This is a genomic window from uncultured Brachyspira sp., from assembly GCF_944393015.1.
Taxonomy (GTDB): domain Bacteria; phylum Spirochaetota; class Brachyspiria; order Brachyspirales; family Brachyspiraceae; genus Brachyspira.
Map to the genome: position 1 here is coordinate 1 of NZ_CALXYQ010000097.1, position 3,452 is coordinate 3,452.

The 3,452-nt window shown below is 32.2% G+C and carries 3 protein-coding genes and 1 pseudogene; all 4 read right to left on the minus strand.

Annotated elements, in window-relative coordinates:
* Positions 1–317 (minus strand): annotated as a pseudogene (gene fucI / locus Q0K19_RS14995) (L-fucose isomerase); the annotation flags it as partial.
* Between the two features lie 29 nt (positions 318–346).
* Positions 347–1,369, minus strand: a complete 1,023-nt coding sequence (locus Q0K19_RS15000; protein WP_297249380.1) for an ABC transporter substrate-binding protein — start codon at positions 1,367–1,369, stop codon at positions 347–349.
* A gap of 21 nt (positions 1,370–1,390) precedes the next feature.
* Positions 1,391–2,608, minus strand: coding sequence for an ABC transporter permease (locus Q0K19_RS15005; protein ID WP_297249382.1), 1,218 nt, complete (start codon positions 2,606–2,608; stop codon positions 1,391–1,393).
* A 46-nt stretch (positions 2,609–2,654) separates the two neighbouring features.
* On the minus strand, positions 2,655–3,452 hold a 798-nt coding region (locus tag Q0K19_RS15010; protein WP_297249384.1), incomplete at its 5' end, for an ATP-binding cassette domain-containing protein.

The window sequence follows — 3,452 nt, forward strand, 5'->3', positions numbered from 1 at the left end:
GGTATAGCAGGAGTCATATCAATAGTCTCAGAACCATAACACCAACAAGGTGTAACAGTAAGAGTTAATTTAACATTGTTTTCATCAAATTTTTTCTGACATCTAGCAGCTTCAGCAACTCCGCCTATTGTAGTATCAGATATTACACATTCAACTTTTTCACCGCTAGGATGTTTAATATTTTCTTCTATAAGTTTTGCAGCTATTTTAGCCATATTCATAGTAGTGTCTTCGAGAGATTCTCTAACACCATTTCTTCTACCATCTATAACAGGTCTAATACCTACTTTTGGTAAATTATTTTGCATTCTAAACATAATTAATTAAAAATCCTCCTTAATTTAAATTATTCATATAATAATTTAGCTATTTCTGGATCATCTATATTTGTACTATCATACCATTTAGCACCAGTATCAACATTAGCAACAGATTCACCTTTAGAAGCTTTGTAAGCTAAAGTAACAGCTTGGAAACCAATGCTGTAAGGGTCTTGAGTAACAGAACCTTTTATTATACCGCTTCTTATAGCATCTAATTGAGGTTTTCCAGAGTCAAATCCCATAGCTATTAAATCACCGCCGTCCTGAGCATCGCCAACTATAGTGTTAGCAGCACCAGCTTCAGCACTTTTGTATACTACTAAGAAACCTCTAGCCATAGCTTCATTAGATAAATATACACCTAAGCAGCTTTTTCCTCTTAAAGCATTAACTTCATTAGCTATATCAGCTTCATTTTGAGTAGTAGGAACTATAACTTGTAAAGTGTATTTTCCAGCAGTAGTAGCATCACCGTCAGCTAATTCAGTAAATCTTTTTACGAAACCTTCAGCTCTTCCTATACCAGTATCAGAGTTATCTAATTGAAGTACAGCAATTTTAGCTTTATTAGCAGCAGTGAAAGCAGCTATTCTTGTTTTTAAAGCTTCAAACATTTTCTCAGCAACTATAGCAGCAGCAGCTCTGTTGTCAGTAGAAGCAGTAGCAAGTACAGCACCTTGAGCTTGATCAGGTAATATACCAGAGTCAAAACCGATTAAAGGTATATTTTTTTCTTTTATTCTTTTGATTTGTTCAGTGAAATCTCCAGTTACAGCAGCAAAAGCTATAGCATCAGGTGATTTGTTAATTTCACTATCCAATAAATCCTGTTGTATCTTTGAGTCAGACTCAGTTTCAGGACCTACAAAGCTGATTTTTACACCATTTTGTTTAGCAGCAGCTTCAGCACCGTCTCTAACAGTTACCCAAAACTTATGCTGGAATCCTTTGGAAACAACAGCTATATAAGGCTCTTTGTTGCCGCAGCTTGCCAACATAACTGTTAATCCTATTAAAGTAGTAGCTAGTAATAAAATTCTTTTCATTTTATTCTCCTTTTGTTGTTTTTATTTTAATTTTTTCTTTTCTTCTATTAAGCTATTAATTTTAGATTGTACTTCTGATATCTCTTTAGAATAATCTTTACCGCTGTCTGATATCATATAATCAATTTTTATTCTAAAGGCTTCTATTTCTTCCTCAAGCTGTTCTCGTCTTTCTTTTTTTACATCTACTTTTTTAACTTTATTAGCCATTTTTATTCTGTAAACGTCTATAAGAACAGCTATAATAACAACTATACCTATAGTGAAGTATTGGAAGAACTGTTCAACGCCAACTGAAGGAAGTCCTACTTTTAATACTGACATTATATATACACCAATTATTGTACCTATTATAGAACCAACGCCACCTGAAAGAGAAGTACCTCCTATAACTACAGCAGCAATAGCATCAAATTCATAACCTTGACCTGCTCCAGGGCTTATGCTTGAATAACTAGCAGCAAATGTTAAACCTCCTATACCGCAGAAGAATCCAGCTATAGTATAAGCTATTATTTTCCATTTATTAGTTTTTATACCTGAAAGTCTTGCAGCCTCTTCATTACTACCTAAAGCGAATATATATCTTCCTACTATTGTTTTAGTTAATACCAATACTGATATTATAGTGAATATGGCGAGCATAATAAATCCGGAAGGGAAATTTGATTCTGTTGCATTGAATAATACTCTGAACCAACCATAATCTGGATCTGTTATAGTAGGGTAGTATATAGTTTGAGATTTTGAAACTATACCAGATAAACCTTTAGTAACCATAAGCATACCTAATGTTGCTATAAACGGAGGCAAATTGAAATATGAAATCAAACATCCGTTTATAAATCCTCCTAAAGTACCTACTGCTATAACTATTATAAGTATAGCCCACATTGGAACTTTAAAATTAGTTATAAGCACACCACCAACCATTGCGGCAAACAGAGATAATGAACCAATGGACAAATCTATACCGCCAGTTATTATAACAAATGTTACACCTATAGCTAAAAAACCGATAAAGTATGAGTTTCGTAATATTAATGAAAATGTATCGAATGTAAAGAAGTTCCTTCCTGCTATAACAAAAAATACATATAGTATTAGAAGTGCTACTATAGTAAGAAATTTCTGCAATCCATTCTTCTTTAAATATATCAATGAATTTCTAACTTTTCTCCTCATTTTAGCCTTAAAGCATAGTTTTCCAGTAAAAGTGTTAGTTTCAATATTATACATATACCTCTCCAATTATTATTTTTTATATTTTTATATGATATTATTCTTATCTCATAGTAGCATATTTCATAATATCATCTTGAGTAGTTCCTTTTATGTCTAATTCGCCTGTTTTTTTGCCTTCAGACATAACTAATATTCTATCGCTCATTCTTAATATTTCTACTAAGTCAGAGGAAATCATTATGATAGATTTACCCATAGAAACTAATTTTTCCATAAGGTTATAAATTTCGCTTCTTGCTCCTACATCTATTCCTCTTGTAGGCTCATCGAATATTAATACTTTACATTCTTTTATAAGCCAATTAGCTATTACTACTTTTTGCTGATTACCGCCTGATAGGTTTTTTACTAATTGATCTATGGAAGGAGTTTTGATATTTAAAGATTGTACTTCTTCTTCAGCAATATTTTTTACTTTTGAATTTTGTACCATAAGCATATTTGAAAATTTATCATAGTTACCCATCATCATATTTTCAAATACAGGAAGTCCTAATGCTAAGCCATATCTCTTTCTATCTTCAGAAAGATAACCTATACCGCTTTTTATAGCATCAACTGGTGATTTTATTGAAACTTCTTTTCCTTCAACAAATATTCTTCCGCTTTCAAATTTATCTGCTCCGAAAATAGCCCTTGCAGTTTCAGTTCTTCCAGCTCCCATAAGTCCGGCAAATCCTAAAATTTCTCCATGTTTTAAAGAGAAACTTACATCTTTTACTACACCCGGTACAACTAAATTTTCTACTCTTAATATTTCCTTAGCATCTTTTGCTACTTTACTTTCAGTTTTAGGTGTTTCATATATAACACGTCCAACCATCAAGTTTACTATTTC

What these genes read in the sequence shown, in the direction of transcription:
- Q0K19_RS15000 (WP_297249380.1), bottom strand. Translation starts at nt 1,369, where the DNA reads ATGAAAAGAATTTTATTACTAGCTACTACTTTAATAGGATTAACAGTT.
- Q0K19_RS15005 (WP_297249382.1), bottom strand. Translation starts at nt 2,608, where the DNA reads ATGTATAATATTGAAACTAACACTTTTACTGGAAAACTATGCTTTAAG.